Origin of the sequence: Citrobacter sp. RHB25-C09 (assembly GCF_013836145.1) — a bacterium.
Taxonomy (GTDB): Bacteria; Pseudomonadota; Gammaproteobacteria; order Enterobacterales; family Enterobacteriaceae; genus Citrobacter_A.
On the sequence record NZ_CP057483.1, the window covers coordinates 503,726 to 526,353 of the forward strand.

A 22,628-nucleotide genomic window follows, 5' to 3' on the forward strand; every position below is an offset into this window, starting at 1 on the left:
TTTTTGCACAATCTTCAACGTCATGCCCAGAATTGAGTATTATTGTGCCAGATTGTCGTAAAGGAAATTCCTGATGAAGCAAATTCGTATGCTGGCGCAGTATTATGTGGACCTGATGATGAAACTGGGTCTGGTGCGTTTCTCGCTGCTGCTGGCATTAGCCCTGGTCGTGCTGGCGATTGTGGTGCAAATGGCCGTCACCATGGTATTGCATGGACGTGTCGAACAAATCGACGTTATCCGTTCCATTTTCTTTGGGCTGCTCATCACCCCCTGGGCCGTCTATTTCTTGTCGGTGGTGGTCGAACAGTTGGAAGAGTCCCGACAGCGACTCTCGCGGCTGGTCCAAAAGCTGGAAGAGATGCGCGAACGCGACCTCAAACTCAACGTCCAGCTTAAAGACAACATCGCGCAGCTTAATCAGGAGATTGCCGATCGTGAAAAGGCGGAGGCAGAACGCCAGTCGACGTTTGAACAGCTCAAAGTTGAAATCCAGGAGCGTGAAGAAGCGCAAATTCAGCTTGAGCAACAATCCTCTTTTTTGCGCTCCTTTCTCGATGCTTCACCCGATCTGGTCTTTTATCGCAACGAAGACAAAGAGTTTTCCGGCTGTAACCGGGCAATGGAATTACTGACAGGTAAAAGCGAAAAGCAGCTGGTGAATTTAAAACCCGCTGACGTTTACTCGCCTGAAGCGGCAGAAAAAGTGATCGAAACGGATGAAAAAGTCTTTCGCCATAATGTGTCGCTGACGTATGAACAGTGGCTGGACTACCCGGACGGGCGTAAAGCCTGTTTCGAAATTCGTAAGGTGCCCTATTATGATCGCGTTGGTAAGCGTCACGGCCTGATGGGCTTTGGCCGCGATATCACCGAACGCAAGCGTTATCAGGATGCTCTTGAGCGCGCCAGTCGCGATAAAACCACCTTTATTTCCACCATCAGTCATGAACTGCGGACACCGTTAAACGGCATCGTCGGGCTGAGCCGCATTTTGCTGGATACTGAACTGACGGCTGAGCAGGAAAAATACCTCAAAACCATTCACGTATCGGCGGTGACGTTAGGTAATATCTTCAACGATATCATTGATATGGATAAAATGGAGCGACGTAAAGTCCAGCTCGATAATCAACCCGTCGATTTCACCAGCTTTATGGCCGATCTGGAAAACCTCTCCGGCTTGCAGGCGCAGCAGAAAGGGTTGCGGTTTGTGCTTGAACCGACCCTGCCGCTGCCGCATAAGGTCATCACTGACGGCACGCGCTTGCGACAAATCCTGTGGAATCTTATCAGCAACGCAGTGAAATTTACCCAGCAAGGGCAGGTAACGGTGCGGGTGCGTTATGACGATGGCAAGACGCTGCATTTTGAAGTGGAAGATTCCGGTATCGGTATTCCGCCAGGCGAGCAGGATAAAATATTCGTCATGTATTATCAGGTGAAAGATCAGCACGGTGGGAAGCCGGCGACCGGTACCGGGATTGGCCTCGCCGTTTCGCGCCGTCTGGCGAAAAATATGGGTGGCGATATTACCGTTTCGAGCCAGCCCGGAAAAGGTTCTGTCTTTACGCTCACCGTCAATGCACCCGCCGTGGCGGAAGAGGTCGAGGACGCGTTCGACGAAGACGATTTACCGCTGCCAGCGCTCAACGTGCTGCTGGTGGAAGATATCGAACTTAACGTGATTGTGGCGCGTTCGGTGCTGGAAAAACTCGGCAATAGTGTAGATGTGGCCATGACCGGGAAGGCGGCGCTGGAGATGTTTAAGCCGGGTGAATATGACCTTGTCCTGCTGGATATTCAGTTACCGGATATGACCGGGTTGGATATTTCACGCGAACTGACCCAGCGCTACAGCCGCGATGATCTGCCGCCGCTGGTGGCGCTTACGGCTAACGTACTGAAAGATAAAAAAGAGTATCTGGATGCCGGAATGGATGACGTGCTGAGCAAGCCGCTGTCCGTACCGGCGTTAACCGCCATGATCAAAAAGTACTGGGATACCCAGGAAGAAGAGGAGAGCCCGGTGAACTCTGAAGAGAGCAGTAAATCACAAGCGCTGTTAGATATTCCGATGCTGGAACAGTATATCGAATTAGTGGGTCCGAAATTGATCACAGATGGACTGGCGGTATTTGAAAAAATGATGCCGGGCTATTTAAGCGTACTGGAATCAAACCTCACCGCGCGTGATAAAAAAGGCGTAGTAGAAGAGGGGCATAAAATTAAAGGTGCTGCCGGGTCCGTTGGGCTTCGTCATTTGCAACAGCTAGGACAGCAGATCCAGTCACCCGATCTCCCGGCGTGGGAAGATAATGTTGGGGAATGGATTGAAGAGATGAAGCAGGAGTGGCAACACGATGTAGCGGTGCTGAAAAACTGGGTGGCAAACGCTGGAAAAAAATGACCCCGGCTTGACCGGGGTGCGCGAATACTGCGCCAACACCAGGGAAATCTTGGCTGCGCCGTAAGTTATTATCATTTGGAACAAGGGCGCAGCGCTTATTTTCAGGCCGCACGCAGTTAAGATAGCAAATCTTAAATGTTTTGTTACATGAATCAGTTAAATGTGTGAAGCGTAGCATTTTAATCACATTTATTAATGCGCGTCAGCAAGTGGTAAACAGGACGAAGTAAATGAAAAAAATTGGCGTGGTACTCAGCGGGTGCGGTGTCTATGACGGCGCAGAGATTCATGAAGCCGTATTAACGCTGCTGGCGATTGCCCGTAGCGGTGCGCAGGCTGTCTGTTTTGCCCCAGACAAAGCGCAGGCTGATGTTATTAATCACCTGACGGGCGACGTCATGGCAGAAACCCGTAATGTACTGATCGAAGCTGCCCGTATTACGCGTGGCAATATTCGCCCGCTCTCTCAGGCCGTTTCTGGTGAACTCGATGCGCTGATCGTCCCCGGCGGTTTTGGCGCGGCGAAAAATTTAAGTAATTTTGCTAGTCAGGGCAGTGAATGCCGTGTTGACAATGATTTGGCTGCGCTGGCTATCGCGATGCACCAGTCGGGAAAACCGCTGGGTTTTATGTGTATCGCACCGGCGATGCTGCCGAAAATTTTCGGTTTTCCACTGCGTCTGACTATTGGCACTGATATTGATACGGCGGAAGTGCTGGAAGATATGGGGGCGGAGCATGTCCCGTGTCCGGTTGATGACATCGTGGTGGATGAAGACAACAAGATTGTGACTACACCCGCGTATATGCTGGCGCAGGATATCGCCCAGGCGGCGAGCGGCATTGAGAAGCTGGTGTCACGCGTGCTGGTTCTCGCGGAATGAAAAGAGGCGTAAGCGCCTTTTTGCGCCGCATAATCGTGCGGATCGTGCTGGTGCTCGCCGTTTTCTGGGGGGGCGGCATCGCCCTGTTCAGCGTGGTCCCAGTTCCGTTTTCGGCAGTCATGGCTGAGCGACAAATTGGCGCGTGGTTGCAGGGGGACTTTGGTTATGTCGCCCATTCTGATTGGGTGAGCATGGATGCGATCTCTCCGTGGATGGGATTGGCGGTGATCGCAGCGGAAGATCAAACTTTCCCGGACCACTGGGGATTTGACGTCGCGGCCATTGAAAAGGCGCTGTCGCACAATGAACGCAACGAAAACCGCATTCGCGGCGCGTCAACGCTTTCTCAGCAAACCGTTAAAAATCTCTTTTTATGGGATGGGCGGAGCTGGGTGCGTAAAGGGCTGGAGGCTGGCCTGACGCTGGGGGTTGAAACGGTCTGGAGCAAAAAGCGTATTCTGACCGTTTACCTGAATATTGCCGAGTTTGGCGAGGGGATATTTGGCGTTGAAGCCGCGTCCCGGCATTTCTTTGGCAAACCCGCCAGCAGGCTGACCCAGTCAGAAGCGGCGTTGCTCGCCGCCGTACTGCCCAATCCTTTGCGCTTTAAAGCCGACGCACCTTCAGGTTATGTGCGAAATCGCCAGGCGTGGATTATGCGTCAGATGCGCCAGTTAGGCGGCGAGTCGTTTATGACCCGTAATAAGCTTAAGTAGTATTGCCGGAAGGAGGCTGCGCCTTATCCGGCCTACAAATTGCGCTGTGCCCGTAGGCCTGATAAGCGAAGCGCCATCAGGCACAGGATTGCGTGAATTATGCTTCGCGGGAAGAGAGTGACAATCCGCTGCGCTCTTTAGGCTTTACGTCTGTCTCAAATGCCATGGCCAGCACCGGTTGAGCAATAAAACGCTGCCATAATCTTTCCTGCTTCCGGTGACAGAACCAGGTTGACCAGGTGGCCAGCGGAATCAGTGTCCCTTCGCCAATGTTGTCGCATACCACAGGCACCACTTCCGATTCGCTGATGCGGCGGCAGAGAATGTTCTGCGGCTTGAGCGTCATCGTCACGATATGATTTTCACGCAGATAGCGTTTCAGCTTCTTCAGCAGCTGGCGCAAAAGAGCAACGTCGTCTTCGTAGCGACATTGTCTGGCAAATTCGGTCAGCGTCACGGACGGTTTGCCATCGTAATCTGCAATCACGTCGTAAACATAGCCAGTACCGCAGTCGGTTTCTACCGTGCCGTAATAGCGGGGAATACCACTCCAGTCTTTCAGGTAACGGGAAAGATGCGCGTAATATTTTAATTCGCGCTGCGTCTCTTTATCGCCGCCGTGGTCACTGTTATACACAATCTTAATGCAGCGTTGGGCATCATCCGGATGCGCATAACATTTACGATGTCGTCCGGTGCCCAGGGGAGTCAGTTCAGAAAGACGAATCATGAGTGTTATCCTGGAAATATTTATTAACTATTCTCCAGTATCACCACCCTGATTAAATAAAAGCTAAACGATCGCGCTTAAGGTTTTCTTAAGGTAATTATTAATGTGTAAAGCGCACAAAATGTACAAATATTCACGATAAAAATAAAAAACGCCAGACGGCGTTTTCTGTGAATGTGTTAAAGCGGGAAGGTTTAGTCTTCGTCGAATCCCGAATTGAACAGGGCAATAACGGCGGCAAGTGCTTCGACTTCCTCGGGACCTGAGGCTTCAACCTCAATCTGGCGGCCTTTAGCGGAGTCCAGCATCAGTAATGCAATAACGCTATTCGCCTCTGCTTCTGTACCCTCATCATTGCGTAACAAGACTTCGGCGTCAAAACCCTGCATTAATTCAAATAGTTTCATCGCGGGCCGGGCATGCATACCCAGCTTATTCGTGACTTCAACTGTTTGCTTCACGGTCATGTTTTACGTTTTTCCAGCGTACGATGGCGTGACTGAACGTTTTTCCCGCGCGAGCGGAAATAGTCAGCCAGCTGTTCTGCAATATACACCGAACGGTGTTTCCCGCCGGTACAGCCGATAGCCACGGTCAGGTAGCTGCGGTTGTTGGTTTCCAGCATCGGTAACCATAGCTCAAGATAGCTACGAGTCTGATAAATAAAATTGTGTACTTCTGTGTGCCTGTCGAGGAACGCGGCAACGGGCTTATCAAGACCGGTCATAGGACGCAGTTTCGGATCCCAGTGCGGGTTTGGCAGAAAGCGCACATCAAACACATAGTCGGCGTCAATCGGGATGCCGTGCTTGAAGCCAAAGGATTCAAACACCATCGTCAGCTCACGTTCGCGTTTGCCCAGCAGGCGGGTGCGCAGCATTTCGGCCAGTTCGTGTACCGACATCTCGGAGGTGTCGACAATCAGGTCTGCGCGGGAACGTAACGGTTCAAGCAGATCGCTTTCCTGATCGATAGCGCTTTCCAGCGACAGGTTTTTGCTGGAGAGAGGATGGAGGCGGCGCGTATCGCTATAGCGGCGAATCAACGTGTTACGGTCGGCATCCAGGAACAGCAACTGCGGTGAGAATGCATCCGGCAGGTTGTTCATTGCCTGCTCGAAGATTTCAGGTGACTCTGGCATATTACGCACGTCAATGCTGACCGCGGCAGAAATCTGGCGATCGGCAAGCGTACGTGCCAGATCGGGCAACAGCACCACGGGAAGGTTATCCACGCAGTAAAAACCCATATCTTCCAGCGCACGCAGGGCGACAGACTTCCCTGATCCGGAGCGACCGCTGACGATCATCAGTACCATGTACTGTATCTCCTCACCATGTCAAAAAGGGCGTTATGCTTCATCCTGACCGCCTTCGGTGTCAGTGATGATTTGATACAGCTCTTCATCACTCTGGGCAGCGCGCAGGCGGCGGCAAATCGTTTTATCCGCGAGTCGTTTAGCCACCAGCGACAGCGTGTGCAAATGCGTTTTGGTTTGGTCCGCAGGCACCAGCAGGGCGAAGAGGAGATCGACAGGTTGATTATCAATGGCGTCAAACGCAATTGGCGTTTCAAGTTGCACAAAAACGCCGACAGCACGCAAGGTATCTTCTTCCAGCTTACCGTGCGGGATTGCGATCCCATTGCCGATGCCGGTACTGCCCATTTTTTCCCGTGTCAGGATGGCCTCGAAAACCACCTGAGAAGGCAAGCTAAGCTGCTTTGCCGCCAGTTCGCTGATGATTTCCAGTGCACGCTTCTTGCTCTGGCAATGCACGCCACTGCGCGTACATTCCTGATTAAGCACACTGCTCAGTTGTAGAGTCGTATCGTTATTTATCATAATTTCACCTAAGAACCCGCCCTCTCAGAGAGAAAGTGGGTTCGGAGCGCTAACTGTACAAATGGCCTGTTGTGCAGCACAACAGGCCTTCCTGCACCCGCTAACTGCCCGGACAATTAGTGTTGTTTCAGTTTATCTTTGTGTTTCGTGAGCTGTCTTGCCAGCTTATCGATTAAGCCATCAATGGCGGCGTACATGTCCTGACCTTCCGCGCTGGCGTGAATTTCGCCACCGTTTACATGCAGTGTTGCATCCGAGATGTGGGTCACCTTCTCCACCTTCAACACAATATAGACCTGATTGATCCTGTCAAAATACTGTTCGAGTTTGGCGAACTTGGTATTCACAAAATCACGCAGAGCTTCTGTGATCTCGACGTTGTTTCCAGTGATGTTGAGCTGCATAGTGTCTTCCTTATCGGTTGGGTCAAACCAGTTGTTTACGCTGATTCGACGGCGGAATGGATAAAGACTCTCGGTACTTCGCAACGGTGCGGCGTGCCACCATGATACCCTGTTCCGACAGCATAGATGTTAACTTGCTATCGCTAAGTGGTTTTGCAGGGTTTTCTGCCGCAATCAACTTCTTCACCAGCGCGCGGATCGCCGTGGAGGAGGCTTCGCCCCCGCCTTCAGTATTCACATGGCTGGAGAAAAAATACTTCAGTTCGAAAATGCCGCGCGGACTATGCAGATACTTTTGCGTGGTCACACGAGATATAGTCGATTCGTGCATCTCGACGGCCTGGGCGATATCGGCCAGTACCATCGGTTTCATAAATTCTTCGCCCTGCTCAAAGAACGCTTGCTGCTGTTCTACGATGCAGCGACTGACGCGCAGCAGGGTATCGTTGCGGCTCTCCAGACTTTTAATCAGCCACTTCGCATCCTGCAAATTGCTGCGGATGTACTGGCTGTCGGCGTCATTACGCCCACCGTTACACATGGCTGCGTAGTGCTGGTTGATCTGCAAACGGGGAATGCTGTCACCGTTAAGTTCTACCGTCCAGTGACCGTTGTGCTTGCGCACCAGCACGTCTGGGATCACATATTCCGGCTCGCCGGTCTGGATCGACTGTCCCGGTCTGGGATCAAGCGACTGGATAAGCGTTACCGCTTCTTTCAGCACCTCTTCCTTAAGACGGGTGACGCGCATTAGGGTCCGGAAATCATGGTTCGCCAGCAGATCCAGATGATCGCTGATGATGAGCTTTGCCTCATCGAGATAGGGCGTGGATTTCGCGTACTGGGAGAGTTGGATCAGCAGACAGTCGCGCAGATCTTTCGCTGCCACGCCAATGGGATCAAACCGTTGAATACGCTTAAGTACGGCTTCGACCTCATCAAGCCCGACCTCTTCGTCGCCCATGCTTTCAAGGATCTCATCCAGCGAGACGGTGAGATAGCCAGTATCGTCGACGGCATCGACAATCGAGGTGGCAATCGCGCGGTCAGTGTCGGTAAACGGCGTCAGCTCCACCTGCCACATCAGGTAATCTTGCAGCGTCTGAGTGGTTTCGCCCTGATAAACAGGAAGCTCATCGTCGATGTAGTCGCCGCTGGTACCGGATGGTGTTCCGGCGGTGTAGATTTCGTCCCAGCTGGCATCGAGCGGCAGCTCTTCCGGCATCTCTTTTTGTTCGAGCGCGTCAGCAGTGTCCAGCGTTTCGCTGTCTGGGGTTTCCTGGGTATCAACTTCGTCGTGAAGATCGGTTTGCTCTAGCAGTGGATTACTCTCCAGCGCCTGCTGAAGCTCCTGCTGCAGTTCAAGCGTAGACAACTGCAACAGGCGGATAGCCTGTTGTAGCTGTGGGGTCATGGCCAACTGCTGGCTGAGCCTGAGTTGCAAACCTTGCTTCATGTTCAGAGTCGTTGTCTCCCGCTATTACGTCGCAAACTTCTACCCTATCAGAGTCTGAAGTCTTCCCCAAGGTATACGCGCTTAACATGCTCATCCTGGAGGATTTCTGTCGGCGTACCATGGGCGATCAGGTGGCCCTGACTCACGATATAGGCGCGTTCACAAACAGCCAGCGTTTCGCGGACGTTATGGTCCGTGATCAACACGCCGAGGCCACTGTCACGCAGGTGCTCGATAATGCGTTTGATATCGATAACGGAGATCGGGTCGACGCCCGCAAAGGGTTCATCCAGCAGGATAAATTTCGGGTTAGCGGCCAGAGCGCGGGCGATTTCAACACGACGGCGTTCCCCCCCAGAGAGCGATTGCCCCAGGCTGTTACGCAGGTGTTCAATGTGGAACTCTTCCATCAGCTCATTGGCACGATCTTCACGCTGCTCGTTGGAAAGATCGTCGCGAATTTGCAGTACCGCCATCAGGTTATCGAACACGCTCAGACGGCGGAAAATGGACGCTTCCTGCGGCAGGTAGCCAATGCCACGGCGGGCACGGGCATGCAGCGGCAGCAGGCTGATATCTTCTTCGTCGATGATGATATTGCCCGCATCACGCGGAACGATACCGACAACCATGTAGAAAGTGGTGGTTTTACCGGCGCCGTTCGGCCCGAGCAGACCCACAATCTCGCCAGAGTTGACGGTCAGACTGACATCTTCTACGACGCGGCGACCCTTGTAGGCCTTCGCCAGATTCTTTGCAGTTAATGTTGCCATAACGAATTAGTTACTCTTCTTCTGAGCCGGAGCCTGGTCTTTGTTTTTGTCCTGCAACTGCGACGGCACCAGTACGGTGGTCACGCGTTTGCCTTTTTCACTAAAGGCCTGCATTTTCTGCTCTTTCACCAGATAGGTAATTTTGTCGCCTGCGATATTGCTGTCGATCTGTTCGAGGAAGGCGTTGCCGGTCAGCACAACGAAATCTTTCGCCAGTTCGTAATGCATTTTCGCGGCGCGGCCTTTCACCGGCTTGCCGTTGTCCTGCATCTGATAGAACGTTGCCGGATTACCAAAGCCATCAATGACTTCTTTACCTTCTTCACCGCCAGGACGGGTCACGACCACTTTGTCGGCGTTAATTTTGATGGTGCCCTGGGTGACGATGACGTTACCGGTGAAGGTAACAACATTACCCTGCATGTCCAGAGACTGCTGATCCGATTCAATGTGGATCGGCTGCTCGGTATCGCCGGTTACGGCGAACGCCGGAATGCTGGCGGCCAGAAGTGAGCTGGCAAGCACAAGATTAAGGCTGAGTTTGTTTGTTTTGAATTTCATAAGAGGTTCTAACCTTTTCAATCAGCTCGGCGTTCTTGCTGCGTAAGTTGCCGCGCATTTTCAGTCCGCTGGAGTTAAATGTTGTTCCGTATAACGTGACGAGGTCTTCAGAGGTAACATCCTGCGTTACCAGATTGATCTGCGCGTTATCGGTGGTAATTCGACGAAGTTGAGCGTCAGGCACCAGCGCATTGACTTCAACGTGTCCATACAGATACAGCATCCGATCTTCAGTCAGTTTGGCTTTATCCGCCTTAATTGACCACGTCGGGACCTTGTCCTTATCAAAGGTGGTTAATACCGGTTGAGTAAACCACGATACGGCCTGCTCGGAATAATACTCAACGTGTTGAGCAATCAGCCGATAGCTCAGCGCACCTTCCGGGCTGTATACGACGGTATCCGTGTGCTCGCTTTTGTAGGTCGGGTCGTTATTGTTCACGACGACCTGCGTGGTATCGTCTTTATCGGCCAAATTAATACCAATCAGCACCAGCACGGCCAATGACAGTAGAATGATAACCCAACGTCTGGCTTTACTCATATCGATTGCCCTTTGGCCTCATCAAGCTTACCCTGCGCCAGTAATAATAAATCACAGACTTCCCGAACCGCGCCGCGTCCACCAGCGATTTTTGTCACATAATCCGCACGCGGGATCAGTAATGGATGCGCATCGGCGACAGCGACGCTTAAGCCCACTTTTTCCATCACCGGCCAGTCGATGAGATCGTCACCCACGTAAGCCACGTTTTCCGGGGCAATTGCCAGTTTACCCAACAGATCGTTAAAGGCCACCAGCTTGTCGGACTGACCCTGATACAGGTGCGTTATCCGTAATGTGGCACAGCGATCTTCTACCAGTTTAGCCTTTCGCCCGGTAATGATAGCGACTTCGATATCAGATGTGAGCGCACAGCGAATACCGTAACCGTCGCGGACATTGAAGGCCTTTAGCTCCTCGCCGTTATTGCCCATATAGATCAGGCCATCGGACAGCACGCCATCCACATCGAGGATCAGCAGACGGATTTGCTCTGCTTTGGCAATGACTTCAGTGCTGACGGGGCCGTAACAGGTCGCAAGCGACGCACCTGCTTTACTCATTTCTCATTATCCTTGAATTTCTACACTACGCCTGCACGCAGCAGATCATGCATATGTAACACACCGAGTAACTGGTCGCCATCAGCAACCATGACGGAGGTGATATGGCGGGACTGCATTAAGTTCAGGGCATCAACGGCCAGAATGCCCGGGCGCACGCGAATGCCGCCTGGCGTCATGACGTCGGCAATGCCGAGCTGGCGCACGTCAACGCCCATGTCAAACACACGACGTAAATCACCGTCGGTGAAGATACCGTCGATCTTCATCGAAGCATCGCAGATCACGGTCATGCCGAGATTCTTGCGGGTGATCTCCAGCAGCGCGTCGCGCAAGCTGGCGTCTTTAGTGACATGCGGAATCTCATCGCCCGTGTGCATAATATCGTTTACGCGCAGCAGCAGTTTACGCCCCAGTGCGCCACCCGGATGCGACAACGCGAAGTCTTCAGCGGTAAAGCCGCGCGCCTTTAATAAAGCCACGGCCAGCGCATCGCCCATGACTAATGTGGCGGTCGTGCTGCTGGTCGGTGCAAGCCCAAGCGGACAGGCCTCTTTCGGTACTTTAACACACAGATGCACATCCGCGGCACGCGCCATGCTGCTTTCTGGTCGACCGGTGATACAGATAAGCTGAACCTGTAACCGCTTAAGGACCGGAATCAAGGCGGCAATCTCGCTGGATTCGCCGGAGTTGGAGATGGCAATGACGACATCCTGCGGCGCGACCATCCCGAGATCGCCATGGGCGGCTTCACCTGGATGCACAAAGAACGAAGGGGTTCCGGTGCTGGCAAACGTGGCGGCCATTTTGCGCCCGATATGCCCCGATTTCCCCATGCCCATCACCACGACTTTACCGGTGCAGTTAAACATCTTTTCACAGGCGAGAGTGAAATCCTGGTTGATATACTGATCAAGCTCGGCCAGGCCTTCACGTTCAATCGACAGGACCTCTTTGCCGGCCTGCTGAAAGTCAAAACCCGGTTGTAACGCTAAGTGCGACATAATCTGTTCCAGTTATCCAACGAGAAGCGGCGATAGCCAATACAGCATCGCCAGCCATACGATAAAACCGCCGGTCAGCAGCATGCCCGCGCTCCGACCGGACTGGCGGGGGCGCCGCCAGCAGAGAACTGCAAAAATAATACTTACCAACAGCATCACGCTATAGTCACGGCTAAACGCCAGCGGATTCACCTCGCCAGGGGTGATCAGTGCTGGAAGTCCGAGGACAATGGCAAGGTTAAAAATGTTTGCGCCAATAATATTGCCCACTGCGATATCACTTTCGCCTTTTCGTACACCGGCAATGGCAGTGGCAAGTTCCGGCAGGCTGGTGCCTATGGCAATAACCGTCAGGCCAATTGTCAGCTCGCTCATGGCGAAATAATTGGCGATCACAGTCGCGTTATCCACCACCATGCGGGTAGCCATCGGCATGATGATCAGCGCAACGCCCAGCCACAAAAACGCCACTGGTAGCCCGCCTTCGCGCGGGAGTTCTGCCATCTGCTCGCGGGTAAGGCTGTCGTTGCCTTGTCGTTCGGCCAGCCGCGCGATTTTAACAATGAACAGCAGCCATAGCACGGCTAGCAATAGCAAAAAGATACCATCGGTGCGGCTTAATTGTCCGTCAAACAGTACGGAACCGGCCACCACGCTGACCAATAACATTAACGGTAACTCGCGGCGCAGAATATCGGAATGCACGGTAAATGGATGGATTAAGGCCGCCAGTCCGAGGATCAACAGAATATTCGTAATGTTGGAGCCGAGCGCTGTGCCGACGGCCAAATCTAACTGTCCATGTAGCGACGCCGCGAGCGAGACGATAATCTCGGGCAGCGAGGTGCCGATACTGACAACCGTCATGCCTATAATGAGGGGAGGGATCCCGAAGGTTCGGCACAGGATAGACGCGGCAAACACCATGCGGTCGGCGCCGTAGACGACCAGAAGTAAACCAATGATTAACAGCGCCGTTGCTAAAAGCATCTATAGTCCTTTCTTCAGGTATACTCGCCAGATCCACGGGGATCTCTCTGGAAGCCGCAATGAAGTCTTAATTTTGACTATATGCGGCTAAAAAGTAAAACAAATGCCAGCTTTCGCTAACCACGACGGGTAATATTCTGTAAATATGGTGGGTCATGATGAAACTGAACGCCAAAATCTTCGATTAACGAGGCAAGAGTAAAGGATGAATCAATGGAGCAGCCTGTGGCGAATCTAGTCGACATGCGCGATGTCAGCTTCACGCGTGGCGAGCGCTGCATTTTCGATAATATTTCCCTGACGGTGCCGCGTGGAAAGATCACCGCGATCATGGGGCCCTCCGGCATCGGTAAAACGACGCTGTTGCGCCTGATTGGCGGTCAAATTCCGCCAGACCACGGCGAGATCCTTTTTGATGGCGAGAATATCCCAGCCATGTCCCGCTCGCGGCTTTACACTGTACGCAAGCGGATGAGCATGCTGTTTCAGTCGGGTGCGCTGTTTACCGATATGAACGTTTTCGACAACGTGGCCTATCCGCTACGCGAGCATACCACGCTTCCCGCTGCGCTATTGAAAAGTACGGTGATGATGAAACTGGAAGCTGTCGGCCTGCGCGGTGCGGCCAGGCTGATGCCTTCAGAGCTTTCAGGCGGGATGGCGAGACGTGCCGCTTTAGCGCGTGCAATTGCGCTGGAGCCGGATCTGATCATGTTTGATGAGCCATTCGTCGGCCAGGACCCGATCACCATGGGCGTGCTGGTAAAATTGATCTCAGAATTAAACAGTGTGCTGGGCGTCACCTGCGTCGTGGTATCGCACGATGTGCCAGAAGTCCTGAGCATTGCGGATCACGCCTATATTATGGCGGATAAAAAAATAGTGGCCCACGGCAGCGCACAGTCGTTGCAAGAGAATGACGACCCGCGCGTGCGTCAGTTCCTGGATGGCATAGCTGACGGGCCGGTCCCGTTCCGCTATCCTGCGGGCGATTATCACTCTGATTTACTCGGAACAGGGAGTTAAGCCACTCATGCTGTTAAATGCACTGGCGACGCTGGGACATAAAGGGATAAAAACCCTCAGAACGTTCGGGCGCGCCGGGTTAATGTTATTCAATGCGCTGGTAGGCAAACCGGAATTTCGCAAACATGCGCCGCTGCTGGTGCGCCAACTCTATAATGTGGGTGTCCTGTCGATGCTCATTATTGTGGTTTCTGGCGTGTTCATCGGGATGGTGCTGGGGTTACAGGGCTATTTGGTTCTGACGACCTACAGTGCGGAAACCAGTCTCGGGATGCTGGTCGCGCTTTCACTGCTGCGTGAACTTGGTCCGGTTGTGGCTGCACTGCTCTTTGCCGGACGGGCGGGTTCCGCACTGACGGCGGAAATTGGCCTGATGCGCGCCACCGAGCAGCTTTCCAGTATGGAAATGATGGCCGTCGATCCGCTGCGTCGGGTGATCTCCCCTCGCTTCTGGGCCGGCGTCATTTCGCTACCACTGCTGACGATCCTTTTCGTGGCGGTTGGCATCTGGGGCGGTTCGCTGGTTGGCGTAAGCTGGAAGGGGATCGACGCCGGTTTCTTCTGGTCAGCGATGCAAAATGCCGTCGACTGGCGCCTCGACCTGGTGAACTGTTTGATTAAAAGCGTGGTGTTCGCCATCACGGTAACGTGGATTGCATTGTTCAATGGCTATGATGCGATTCCAACCTCGGCGGGAATCAGCCGGGCAACCACACGCACCGTTGTGCACTCGTCGCTGGCCGTACTGGGCCTGGACTTTGTGCTGACCGCATTGATGTTTGGGAATTGAGTTCATGCAAACGAAAAAAAATGAAATTTGGGTGGGGATCTTCTTATTAGCAGCACTGCTGGCAGCCCTCTTTGTCTGCCTTAAAGTGGCTAACGTGACCTCTATGCGCACGGAACCTACCTACACGATTTATGCGACATTCGATAATATCGGTGGTCTGAACGTGCGTTCACCGGTGCGTATCGGTGGGGTGGTTGTTGGTCGGGTGACGGACATCTCTTTAGATCCGAAAACCTACCTGCCACGCGTCACGCTGGATATCGAGCAACGCTATAACCACATTCCGGATACCAGTTCGCTGAGCATCCGAACCTCCGGTCTGCTGGGCGAGCAGTACCTGGCGCTGAACGTCGGTTTCGAAGATCCTGAGCTGGGAACGTCTATCCTCAAGGATGGCGGCACCATTCAGGACACTAAATCCGCCATGGTACTGGAAGATATGATTGGTCAGTTCCTTTACAACAGTAACAGTAAAGGCGATGACAATAAGAATACTGGCGATGCGCCGGCCCCGGCTGAAGGCCATAATGAAGCCACTGGGCCTGCGGGCACAACGAATTAATCTCAGGAGAATCGACAATGTTTAAACGCTTAATGATGGTGGCGCTGCTGGTGATTGCACCGCTGAGCGCGGCCACCGCCGCCGATCAGACTAATCCATATAAGCTCATGGACGAAGCGGCGCAGAAAACCTTCGACCGCCTGAAAAATGAACAACCCAAAATCCGCGCGAACCCGGATTATCTGCGTGACGTGGTCGACCAGGAACTGCTGCCGTATGTGCAGGTAAAATATGCCGGTGCGCTGGTGCTGGGCCGTTACTATAAAGACGCAACGCCGGCGCAGCGTGAAGCCTACTTCACCGCGTTCCGCGAATACCTGAAGCAGGCATATGGCCAGGCACTGGCAATGTATCATGGTCAGACTTACCAGATTGCGCCTGAACAGCCGATTGGTGACGCGACCATCGTACCGATCCGCGTCACTATTATCGATCCCAACGGCCGTCCTCCGGTGCGTCTGGACTTCCAGTGGCGTAAAAATTCCCAGAGCGGTCACTGGCAGGCGTATGACATGATCGCCGAAGGCGTCAGCATGATCACTACCAAACAGAATGAGTGGAGCGACCTGCTGCGTACGAAAGGGATCGACGGCCTGACCGCGCAGCTGAAATCTATCGCGCAGCAGAAAATTACCCTGGAAGAGAAAAAGTAATGACGCAGTCACTCCGCTGGAACCGTGACGGCGATAAGCTGGCGCTGGTGGGAGAACTGGACCAGGACGTGCTTAACCCGTTATGGGATGCGCGCGTTGAGGCGATGGCGGGAGTCACCGTCATCGACCTCAGCCTGGTATCCCGGGTGGATACCGGCGGGCTGGCGCTGCTGGTGCATCTTATCGACCTGGCAAAGCAGCAGGGTAACCACGTAACGTTAAAAGGGGTAAACGACAAGGTTTACACTCTCGCGCAGTTATATAACCTGCCCGACGACGTACTTCCCCGCCTGTAATGTCTGCCGGATGGCACCGTGTGTGCCTTATCCGGCATGGCATTATCTCTGAGCCCTGGGCCGGATAAGATGCGCTAGCGTCGCTATCCGGCATTTTTGCGGCGATGATCTATATGCCGACGCAACTTTGCTCTAAGATGTTTGGCTGTTTTCACATACTACGAATGAAGAGCCCATGGAAAATAATGAAATTCAGAGCGTACTGATGAACGCGCTCTCTCTCCAGGAAGTCCACGTCTCTGGCGATGGCAGTCACTTTCAGGTTATTGCCGTGGGTGAGATGTTTGACGGCATGAGTCGGGTTAAAAAGCAGCAGTCGGTCTATGCGCCGCTGATGGAATATATTGCGGACAACCGCATCCATGCCTTGTCGATCAAAGCGTATACCCCCGCAGAGTGGGCCCGCGATCGCAAACTTAATGGTTTTTGAGCCACGGGTGAGAAACCGGTGGTGATGATGAATTTTAACTGAGAACAACATCATGGATAAATTTCGTGTTCAGGGGCCAACCACGCTCCAGGGCGAAGTCACAATTTCAGGCGCCAAAAACGCCGCACTGCCTATCCTGTTTGCGGCTTTGCTGGCGGAAGAGCCAGTAGAGATCCAGAACGTCCCGAAACTGAAGGACGTTGACACCTCAATGAAACTGCTGAGCCAGCTCGGCGCGAAAGTAGAACGCAATGGTTCCGTGCATATTGATGCGCGTAACGTCAATGTGTTCTGCGCGCCATATGACCTGGTAAAAACCATGCGCGCGTCAATTTGGGCGCTGGGGCCGCTGGTCGCTCGCTTTGGTCAGGGTCAGGTATCTCTGCCGGGCGGCTGCACCATCGGCGCACGTCCGGTTGATTTACATATCACCGGTCTGGAGCAATTGGGCGCGACCATCACGCTGGAAGAGGGCTATGTGAAGGCTTCCGTGGATGGACGTCTCAAAGGCGCGCATATCGTGATGGATAAGGTCAGCGTTGGCGCAACGGTCACCATCATGTGTGCCGCGACGCTGGCAGAAGGCACTACCGTTATTGAAAACGCTGCGCGTGAGCCAGAAATTGTCGATACCGCCAACTTCCTGATTGCGCTGGGCGCAAAAATTTCCGGCCAGGGCACCGACCGTATCACCATTGAAGGCGTAGAGCGTCTGGGTGGCGGTGTCTACCGCGTCCTGCCGGACCGTATCGAAACCGGTACATTCCTGGTGGCAGCGGCGATTTCTCGCGGCAAAATTGTCTGCCGTAACGCTCAGCCGGATACGCTGGACGCCGTGCTCGCTAAACTGCGCGACGCGGGTGCGGATATTGAAGTAGGTGAAGACTGGATCAGTCTCGATATGCATGGCAAACGTCCGAAAGCCGTTAACGTGCGTACTGCGCCGCATCCGGCATTCCCGACCGATATGCAGGCCCAGTTCACGTTGTTGAACCTGGTGGCGGAAGGCACTGGCTTCATCACGGAAACCGTATTTGAAAACCGCTTTATGCACGTACCTGAACTAAGCCGTATGGGCGCTCATGCGGAAATCGAAGGCACGACAGTCATTTGCCATGGCGTAGATAAACTGTCTGGCGCTCAGGTTATGGCAACCGATCTGCGCGCCTCTGCAAGCCTGGTGCTGGCAGGATGTATTGCGGAAGGCACGACAGTCGTGGATCGTATTTATCACATCGATCGCGGATATGAACGTATTGAAGATAAGCTGCGGGCGTTGGGCGCGAATATCGAGCGCGTGAAAGGCGAATAACCGTCGTTTTATGTAGCCCCTCTGCGGATGGCAGGGGGCTACCGCCTTCCGATCTACTGACTACTCAACTTCTCTTTACGTGCGCCACGTAGTAAACGCGTTCTGTCGATGAACTCATGTGTATTAGCGTCGTGATAGCGTGACGGCCAAATTACCCAAGGGTCCGTTCCAAGTGCTTTCGCAATAATCAGTTCACCTTTCGGCCACGGTCGGGTTAAGGCATTTGCCAGCGTGGAGGAACTTAATCCGTTTCTGCGCGATTCGGCTGCCATCGACGTTCCTCTTTTACGTAATCCAGCGATGATATCTGCCGGATGCCAGTCAATGAGTTTGCTCTCCATTTTTATTTCGCTCCTTGGGTCATTCATTTTGACTTTGAACAATCAGTCCGCGAAAGACACTATACGCCCAGAGAACAAATGTTCTAAAAAGTTCGCGTATAGAGCATGAATATTCAGAATATGCCAAGGTTGACACCACTTGTTATTGGCATCATTGAAAAATGACAGAGTTCTTAGTGGAACTTATGTGAACCATCCCGCAGAGGATACGGGATGATTCATTAGCGCTTAGCGGTCGCGCTGTACCGCGATATGCGCCAGGCCGATTAACGCCTCTCTCCACGGGGTATCAGGCAGCACTTGCAGTGCGGCAATGGCTTTGTCCGCTTCTTCTTCTGCACGTTGACGGGTCCACGCAAGAGAGCCACAGGCGTTCATTGCTTCCAGAACAGGCTCCAGAAGATGCCGACCATTTCCCTGCTCAATGGCGGAACGAATCATTTGCGCCTGCTCTGGCGTACCGTTATGCATGGCATGCAACAGCGGTAGGGTTGGCTTGCCTTCGTTGAGATCATCACCGACATTTTTACCGAGCTGCTCGCCGTCGGCATTGTAGTCCAGCAGATCGTCAATCAACTGGAAAGCGGTTCCCAGGAAGCGGCCATAGTCCTGCAAACCTTTTTCCTGTGCTTCGCTACAGCCGGCAAGGAGGCCTGAGCACTGTGCTGCAGCTTCAAACAGTCGCGCTGTTTTGCTGTAGATTACGCGCATATAGTTTTCTTCAGTGATGTCGGGGTCGTTGACGTTCATTAACTGCAACACTTCGCCTTCGGCAATCACGTTCACCGCTTCAGACATCACTTCCAGTACTTTTAACGAACCGAGACTGGTCATCATCTGGAATGCGCGGGTATAGATAAAGTCACCGACCAGTACGCTGGCCGCATTCCCGAACGCGGCGTTGGCCGTCGCTTTACCACGACGCATATCTGATTCATCCACCACGTCATCATGGAGCAGGGTCGCAGTGTGGATAAACTCGATCAAGGCGGCGATAGTGACATGTGCATTTCCCTGATAACCAACGGCACGAGCAGCCAGTACGGCTATCATTGGTCGGATACGTTTTCCACCTCCGCTGACAATGTAATAGCCTAACTGATTGATCAGTTGGACGTCGGAATTGAGTTGTTCAAGGATGGTCGCATTGACACCCGCCATATCTTGCGCGGTTAACTCATTGATTTTATCTAAATTCATCGCAAAAGCCGGGCTTTCCGCCCCGTTTACCTCGTCGTCTGCTAAGGTAACTCAGGGTTTAGGGTTAGAGATATACACTGATTGTACTGAAAAAACGCCACAGATAAACGTCGCCGTACGTGTTGTGTTTTTTTTCTTCATGTATTGATGGTAGCACTTGTCAAAGGCTCACGTTTTGCGTAATATTCGCGCCCTATTGTGAATATTTATAGCGCACTCTGAATCATTGAAAAGGTGTGCGCGGAAGCGGAGTTTTTTATGTACGCGGTTTTCCAAAGTGGTGGTAAACAACACCGAGTAAGCGAAGGTCAGACCGTTCGCCTGGAAAAGCTGGACATCGCAACTGGCGAATCTATTGAATTCGCTGAAGTTCTGATGATCGCAAACGGTGAAGATGTCAAAATCGGCGTTCCTTTCGTTGATGGCGGCGTAATCAAAGCTGAAGTTGTTGCTCACGGTCGTGGCGAGAAAGTTAAAATCGTTAAGTTTCGTCGTCGTAAACACTATCGTAAGCAGCAGGGCCACCGTCAGTGGTTCACTGATGTGAAAATTACTGGCATCAGCGCCTAAGACCTGAGGAGAGATTTAAATGGCACATAAAAAGGCTGGCGGCTCCACTCGTAACGGTCGCGATTCAGAAGCTAAACGCCTCGGCGTTAAGCGTTTCGGTGGCGAATCCGTTCTGGCGGGTAGCATCATCGTTCGTCAACGTGGCACCAAGTTCCACGCTGGTACTAACGTAGGTTGCGGTCGTGACCACACTCTGTTTGCTAAAGCAGACGGTAAAGTGAAATTTGAAGTTAAAGGCCCGAACAACCGTAAATACATCAGCATCGTTGCTGAGTAAGTTTTTCGTGGTCCGGTAACGGATTAAAGCCCCGCACCCAGTTGCGGGGCTTTTTACATTCGACGACCGGTAAATATGCTCGTGACCCCGCAGTGCCGGAAAACGAGCCCTTGCAGGGAAAACGGGCATGAAGCAGCAGGCTGGCATTGGCATTATTTTGGCGCTAACCACAGCGATTTGTTGGGGGGCACTGCCAATTGCAATGAAGCAGGTGTTGGAGGTGATGGAACCTCCTACCATCGTGTTTTACCGTTTTTTAATGGCCAGTATTGGCCTTGGCGCGATCCTGGCCGTGAAGCGCAAGCTTCCGCCGCTGCGAATATTTCGCAAGCCACGCTGGTTGGTGCTGTTGGCGATCGCTACCGGTGGGCTCTTTGGTAACTTCATCCTGTTTAGCTCATCCCTGCAATATTTAAGCCCGACGGCTTCGCAGGTAATCGGTCAACTGTCACCGGTTGGCATGATGGTCGCCAGCGTATTTATTCTGAAAGAAAAGATGCGCGGCACGCAGATTATTGGCGCGATAATGTTGCTGAGCGGGCTGGTGATGTTCTTCAATACCAGCCTGATCGAAATTTTTACCCGGCTGACCGACTACACCTGGGGTGTCATTTTTGGTGTCAGCGCGGCAATGGTCTGGGTGAGTTATGGCGTCGCGCAAAAGGTGTTATTACGACGTCTGGCATCACAGCAGATCCTGTTTTTACTGTACACTTTATGTACGTTGGCGTTGTTGCCGTTAGCCGAACCGGGTGTGATATCCCAGCTCAATGACTGGCAACTGGCCTGTTTGATTTTCTGCGGGCTGAATACGCTGGTAGGATATGGCGCCCTGGCGGAAGCGATGGCGCGCTGGCAGGCAGCGCAGGTGAGTGCGTTAATCACGCTCACGCCGCTGTTTACCCTGTTATTTTCAGATCTTTTATCTATGGCCTGGCCCGATTTCTTCGCCAGACCGATGTTAAACCTTTTAGGTTATCTCGGTGCGTTTGTCGTGGTTGCGGGCGCGATGTACTCCGCCATTGGTCATCGTATTTGGGGCGGATTACGTAAGCATGAATCGGTGGTATCGCAACCCCGCTCAGGCGAATGATTTACGGAGAGTAAAATGAAGTTTGTTGATGAAGCAACGATTCTGGTCGTTGCAGGCGATGGCGGTAATGGTTGCGTAAGCTTCCGCCGCGAGAAATACATCCCGAAAGGCGGCCCGGACGGTGGTGATGGTGGTGATGGTGGTGACGTCTGGATGGAAGCCGACGAAAACCTGAACACCCTGATCGACTACCGTTTTGAGAAATCTTTCCGCGCTGAGCGTGGTCAGAATGGCGCCAGCCGTGACTGTACCGGTAAACGGGGTAAAGACGTCACCATTAAAGTACCGGTCGGTACGCGCGTAATTGACCAGGGCACGGGCGAAACCATGGGCGATATGACCAAACATGGTCAGCGTCTGATGGTCGCAAAAGGCGGCTGGCACGGCCTGGGCAACACCCGTTTCAAATCGTCGGTAAACCGTACCCCGCGTCAGAAAACGATGGGGACGCCGGGCGACAAGCGCGACCTGCTGCTGGAACTGATGCTGCTGGCGGATGTCGGCATGCTGGGTATGCCAAACGCCGGGAAATCGACCTTTATCCGTGCGGTATCTGCGGCGAAGCCAAAAGTCGCGGATTATCCGTTTACGACGCTGGTGCCGAGCCTCGGCGTTGTTCGTATGGACAACGAGAAGAGCTTTGTCGTCGCCGACATTCCGGGTCTGATCGAAGGTGCTGCGGAAGGGGCTGGCCTGGGGATTCGCTTCCTCAAACACCTCGAGCGTTGCCGCGTGCTGCTGCACCTTATCGACATCGATCCGATCGACGGTTCCGATCCGGTGGAGAACGCGCGGATCATCATCGGCGAGCTGGAAAAATACAGTCAGGATCTGGCGGCTAAACCACGCTGGTTAGTGTTCAACAAGATCGATCTGTTGGACAAAGAAGAAGCGGAAGCAAAGGCGAAAGCCATCGCCGAAGCGCTGGGCTGGGACGATAAATATTATCTCATCTCTGCTGCCAGCCAGCTGGGCGTGAAGGATCTCTGCTGGGATGTGATGACCTTTATCATTGAGAACCCGATCTCACAGGCGGAAGAAGCGAAACAGCCAGAGAAAGTCGAGTTCATGTGGGATGATTATCATCGCCAGCAGCTCGCGGAAGTGGAAGACGAAGCAGAAGATGACTGGGATGACGACTGGGACGAAGACGACGAAGAAGGCGTCGAGTTCATTTATAAACGTTAATCTCGTTGC

28 protein-coding genes are annotated in these 22,628 nt (G+C 53.0%); 14 read left to right on the plus strand and 14 right to left on the minus strand.

Annotated features, from left to right (window positions below; translation table 11 throughout):
* Window positions 1-73 precede the first annotated feature (73 nt).
* The 3 genes from arcB to mtgA all read left to right on the plus strand — a co-directional run bounded on the left by arcB (window position 74) and on the right by mtgA (window position 4,010).
* Window positions 74-2,410: an aerobic respiration two-component sensor histidine kinase ArcB gene (arcB, locus tag HVY19_RS02395; RefSeq protein WP_181682804.1), complete on the plus strand. Its 2,337-nt coding sequence runs from the start codon at window positions 74-76 to the stop codon at window positions 2,408-2,410.
* Window positions 2,411-2,640: 230 nt separating this feature from the next.
* A complete protein-coding gene (elbB, locus tag HVY19_RS02400; RefSeq protein WP_181682805.1) occupies window positions 2,641-3,294 on the plus strand; it encodes an isoprenoid biosynthesis glyoxalase ElbB in 654 nt (217 codons plus the stop codon).
* Window positions 3,291-4,010: a monofunctional biosynthetic peptidoglycan transglycosylase gene (mtgA, locus tag HVY19_RS02405; RefSeq protein WP_181682806.1), complete on the plus strand. Its 720-nt coding sequence runs from the start codon at window positions 3,291-3,293 to the stop codon at window positions 4,008-4,010. Before elbB ends, mtgA begins: the two co-directional genes overlap by 4 nt.
* 97 nt (window positions 4,011-4,107) lie before the next feature.
* Here the strand turns inward: mtgA and yrbL are convergent, their stop codons facing one another.
* The 12 genes from yrbL to HVY19_RS02465 all read right to left on the minus strand — a co-directional run bounded on the left by yrbL (window position 4,108) and on the right by HVY19_RS02465 (window position 12,881).
* On the minus strand, window positions 4,108-4,740 hold the full coding sequence (yrbL, locus tag HVY19_RS02410; RefSeq protein WP_181682807.1) for a PhoP regulatory network protein YrbL: 633 nt from the start codon (window positions 4,738-4,740) through the stop codon (window positions 4,108-4,110).
* Window positions 4,741-4,934: 194 nt separating this feature from the next.
* Entirely contained in the window at window positions 4,935-5,207 is a 273-nt protein-coding gene (npr, locus tag HVY19_RS02415) for a PTS phosphocarrier protein NPr (protein ID WP_181682808.1), read from the minus strand.
* On the minus strand, window positions 5,204-6,058 hold the full coding sequence (gene rapZ / locus HVY19_RS02420) for an RNase adapter RapZ (protein ID WP_012135338.1): 855 nt from the start codon (window positions 6,056-6,058) through the stop codon (window positions 5,204-5,206). Before rapZ ends, npr begins: the two co-directional genes overlap by 4 nt.
* Window positions 6,059-6,091: 33 nt before the next feature.
* Window positions 6,092-6,583: a PTS IIA-like nitrogen regulatory protein PtsN gene (gene ptsN, locus HVY19_RS02425; RefSeq protein WP_181682809.1), complete on the minus strand. Its 492-nt coding sequence runs from the start codon at window positions 6,581-6,583 to the stop codon at window positions 6,092-6,094.
* Between the two features lie 116 nt (window positions 6,584-6,699).
* A complete protein-coding gene (hpf, locus tag HVY19_RS02430; RefSeq protein ID WP_003025078.1) occupies window positions 6,700-6,987 on the minus strand; it encodes a ribosome hibernation promoting factor in 288 nt (95 codons plus the stop codon).
* Between the two features lie 22 nt (window positions 6,988-7,009).
* Window positions 7,010-8,443 carry an RNA polymerase factor sigma-54 gene (gene rpoN / locus HVY19_RS02435; RefSeq protein WP_181682810.1) on the minus strand — a complete coding sequence of 478 codons (1,434 nt, stop codon included), beginning with the start codon at window positions 8,441-8,443 and terminating at the stop codon, window positions 7,010-7,012.
* Between the two features lie 47 nt (window positions 8,444-8,490).
* Window positions 8,491-9,216, minus strand: a complete 726-nt coding sequence (gene lptB, locus HVY19_RS02440) for an LPS export ABC transporter ATP-binding protein (RefSeq protein ID WP_181682811.1) — start codon at window positions 9,214-9,216, stop codon at window positions 8,491-8,493.
* A gap of 6 nt (window positions 9,217-9,222) precedes the next feature.
* Window positions 9,223-9,777: a lipopolysaccharide ABC transporter substrate-binding protein LptA gene (gene lptA / locus HVY19_RS02445; RefSeq protein WP_181682812.1), complete on the minus strand. Its 555-nt coding sequence runs from the start codon at window positions 9,775-9,777 to the stop codon at window positions 9,223-9,225.
* The gene (gene lptC / locus HVY19_RS02450) at window positions 9,746-10,321 is read right to left on the minus strand and encodes an LPS export ABC transporter periplasmic protein LptC (RefSeq protein WP_181682813.1); all 576 of its coding nucleotides are present in this window, start codon (window positions 10,319-10,321) and stop codon (window positions 9,746-9,748) included. The genes lptA and lptC overlap by 32 nt, the downstream gene beginning before the upstream one ends.
* Entirely contained in the window at window positions 10,318-10,884 is a 567-nt protein-coding gene (kdsC, locus tag HVY19_RS02455; RefSeq protein WP_181682814.1) for a 3-deoxy-manno-octulosonate-8-phosphatase KdsC, read from the minus strand. Before kdsC ends, lptC begins: the two co-directional genes overlap by 4 nt.
* 20 nt (window positions 10,885-10,904) lie before the next feature.
* Window positions 10,905-11,891, minus strand: coding sequence for an arabinose-5-phosphate isomerase KdsD (gene kdsD, locus HVY19_RS02460; protein WP_181682815.1), 987 nt, complete (start codon window positions 11,889-11,891; stop codon window positions 10,905-10,907).
* A 12-nt stretch (window positions 11,892-11,903) separates the two neighbouring features.
* On the minus strand, window positions 11,904-12,881 hold the full coding sequence (locus tag HVY19_RS02465) for a calcium/sodium antiporter (RefSeq protein WP_181682816.1): 978 nt from the start codon (window positions 12,879-12,881) through the stop codon (window positions 11,904-11,906).
* A gap of 213 nt (window positions 12,882-13,094) precedes the next feature.
* Here HVY19_RS02465 and mlaF point away from each other — a divergent pair, with 213 nt between their 5' ends.
* From mlaF to murA, 7 genes are all read left to right on the plus strand, one after another.
* On the plus strand, window positions 13,095-13,907 hold the full coding sequence (gene mlaF / locus HVY19_RS02470; RefSeq protein ID WP_181682817.1) for a phospholipid ABC transporter ATP-binding protein MlaF: 813 nt from the start codon (window positions 13,095-13,097) through the stop codon (window positions 13,905-13,907).
* Between the two features lie 7 nt (window positions 13,908-13,914).
* The gene (gene mlaE, locus HVY19_RS02475) at window positions 13,915-14,697 is read left to right on the plus strand and encodes a lipid asymmetry maintenance ABC transporter permease subunit MlaE (protein WP_181682818.1); all 783 of its coding nucleotides are present in this window, start codon (window positions 13,915-13,917) and stop codon (window positions 14,695-14,697) included.
* Window positions 14,698-14,701: 4 nt separating this feature from the next.
* Complete coding sequence (gene mlaD, locus HVY19_RS02480; RefSeq protein WP_181682819.1) at window positions 14,702-15,259, plus strand: outer membrane lipid asymmetry maintenance protein MlaD; 558 nt, start codon at window positions 14,702-14,704, stop codon at window positions 15,257-15,259.
* Between the two features lie 17 nt (window positions 15,260-15,276).
* The gene (gene mlaC / locus HVY19_RS02485; protein WP_181682820.1) at window positions 15,277-15,912 is read left to right on the plus strand and encodes a phospholipid-binding protein MlaC; all 636 of its coding nucleotides are present in this window, start codon (window positions 15,277-15,279) and stop codon (window positions 15,910-15,912) included.
* Window positions 15,912-16,208 carry a lipid asymmetry maintenance protein MlaB gene (gene mlaB / locus HVY19_RS02490; RefSeq protein ID WP_181682821.1) on the plus strand — a complete coding sequence of 99 codons (297 nt, stop codon included), beginning with the start codon at window positions 15,912-15,914 and terminating at the stop codon, window positions 16,206-16,208. Before mlaC ends, mlaB begins: the two co-directional genes overlap by 1 nt.
* Before the next feature lie 175 nt (window positions 16,209-16,383).
* The gene (gene ibaG / locus HVY19_RS02495; protein WP_042325065.1) at window positions 16,384-16,638 is read left to right on the plus strand and encodes a BolA family iron metabolism protein IbaG; all 255 of its coding nucleotides are present in this window, start codon (window positions 16,384-16,386) and stop codon (window positions 16,636-16,638) included.
* A gap of 52 nt (window positions 16,639-16,690) precedes the next feature.
* The gene (murA, locus tag HVY19_RS02500; RefSeq protein WP_181682822.1) at window positions 16,691-17,950 is read left to right on the plus strand and encodes a UDP-N-acetylglucosamine 1-carboxyvinyltransferase; all 1,260 of its coding nucleotides are present in this window, start codon (window positions 16,691-16,693) and stop codon (window positions 17,948-17,950) included.
* A gap of 53 nt (window positions 17,951-18,003) precedes the next feature.
* On the opposite strand, the gene sfsB is transcribed toward murA, so the two are convergent.
* Window positions 18,004-18,291 (minus strand): DNA-binding transcriptional regulator SfsB, encoded by a 288-nt coding sequence (sfsB, locus tag HVY19_RS02505; RefSeq protein ID WP_181682823.1) that lies wholly within the window; start codon window positions 18,289-18,291, stop codon window positions 18,004-18,006.
* 228 nt (window positions 18,292-18,519) lie between these two features.
* The gene (ispB, locus tag HVY19_RS02510) at window positions 18,520-19,491 is read right to left on the minus strand and encodes an octaprenyl diphosphate synthase (protein ID WP_181682824.1); all 972 of its coding nucleotides are present in this window, start codon (window positions 19,489-19,491) and stop codon (window positions 18,520-18,522) included.
* Between the two features lie 258 nt (window positions 19,492-19,749).
* Between ispB and rplU the strand changes: the two genes are divergently transcribed.
* The 4 genes from rplU to cgtA all read left to right on the plus strand — a co-directional run bounded on the left by rplU (window position 19,750) and on the right by cgtA (window position 22,619).
* The gene (gene rplU, locus HVY19_RS02515) at window positions 19,750-20,061 is read left to right on the plus strand and encodes a 50S ribosomal protein L21 (protein WP_181682825.1); all 312 of its coding nucleotides are present in this window, start codon (window positions 19,750-19,752) and stop codon (window positions 20,059-20,061) included.
* A 19-nt stretch (window positions 20,062-20,080) separates the two neighbouring features.
* Window positions 20,081-20,338, plus strand: coding sequence for a 50S ribosomal protein L27 (gene rpmA, locus HVY19_RS02520; RefSeq protein ID WP_003861831.1), 258 nt, complete (start codon window positions 20,081-20,083; stop codon window positions 20,336-20,338).
* A 127-nt stretch (window positions 20,339-20,465) separates the two neighbouring features.
* Window positions 20,466-21,431 carry a DMT family transporter gene (locus tag HVY19_RS02525; RefSeq protein WP_181682826.1) on the plus strand — a complete coding sequence of 322 codons (966 nt, stop codon included), beginning with the start codon at window positions 20,466-20,468 and terminating at the stop codon, window positions 21,429-21,431.
* A gap of 15 nt (window positions 21,432-21,446) precedes the next feature.
* Window positions 21,447-22,619 (plus strand): Obg family GTPase CgtA, encoded by a 1,173-nt coding sequence (cgtA, locus tag HVY19_RS02530; RefSeq protein WP_181682827.1) that lies wholly within the window; start codon window positions 21,447-21,449, stop codon window positions 22,617-22,619.
* Window positions 22,620-22,628: the final 9 nt, after the last annotated feature.